This window comes from Streptomyces sp. SID4985, assembly GCF_009863025.1.
In the GTDB taxonomy this organism is placed as follows: domain Bacteria; phylum Actinomycetota; class Actinomycetes; order Streptomycetales; family Streptomycetaceae; genus Streptomyces.
In genome coordinates, this window is the sequence record NZ_WWIR01000015.1 from 1 (window position 1) to 1,044 (window position 1,044).

At 72.1% G+C, this 1,044-nt stretch carries 1 protein-coding gene; it reads right to left on the reverse strand.

Going from position 1 to position 1,044, the window contains the following annotated elements:
- Positions 1 to 28 precede the first annotated feature (28 nt).
- The coding region (locus GTW40_RS00620) for an MFS transporter (protein WP_161178166.1) at positions 29 to 1,044 on the reverse strand (1,016 nt) is incomplete at its 5' end.

Consider the following 1,044-nt stretch of genomic DNA (forward strand, 5'->3'; position numbering starts at 1 on the left):
GTGGCTTGTCGCGCAGTTCCCCGCGCCCCTAAAAGCACTTGTCCAGCCGTTGCCTGGCCAGCAGGAACCAGGCTGCGACTGCCGTCGTCAAAAGCACCGCTGCCCCCGCTCCGCACGCCATGTGCAGGCCGTGTACGAATGCTTCTCTGGATGCTTCCAGGAGGTCGTGTGCGGTCGTCGGGGGCAGTTTTGTTGCTGTTTCCACGGCCGCGCCCAGTGATTCGTGGGCCGCTGTCGGGGTGCCCGGCGGAGCCGTGAAGTCGCGGTACGCCGCCGTCACGATCGAGCCCAATAGGGCGATGCCCAGGGCCGCGCCCAGTTCGTAGGCCGTTTCCGAGACGGCGGATGCCGCGCCCGCCTGGTTCTTCGGGACGCTGGAGAGGATGACGTCGGCGGTGACGGTGAAGGAGAATCCCGCGCCCACGCCGACGATCAGGAGGGTGGCGCCGAGGAGGGGGTAGCCGGTGGACTCGCTGATCGTGGTGAGGGCCGCGAGGGCGACGCCGATGGCGGCCAGGCCCGCCGAGACGACCGCGCGGACCGAGAAGCGGCGGGCGGCGCGGCCCGCGAGGAGGCCGGCCGCGACCGCGCCGACGGCGGCGGGCAGTTCGGCCAGGCCCGCTTCGAACGGGTGCCTGCCCTGGACCAGTTGAAGGTACTGGGACAGGAAGAACACCAGCCCGGACATGCCGAGCACGGTGAGCAGGTCGGCCAGGACCGCCCCGCCGAAGCCCCGGCGCCGGAAGAGCCGTACGTCCAGGAGCGGGGTGGGCAGGGCGAGCTGGCGGCGTACGAAGCCGTAGAGCGCGGCCGCGCCGAGCAGGCCCGTGGCGAGGGCGGGGGCGGTGGGGCCGTGGGTGGCGGTCTCCTTGACCGCGTAGACCACGCCGAGCATCCCGGTCAGGGAGAGGGCGACGCTGGGCAGGTCCCAGGGGCCGGGCCTCGGGTCGCGGGACTCGGGCAGGGTGCGGGCGCCGACGAGGACCAGCAGGGCCGTCACCGGCAGGTTGATCAGGAAGACCGAGCCCCACCAGAAGTGCTCCA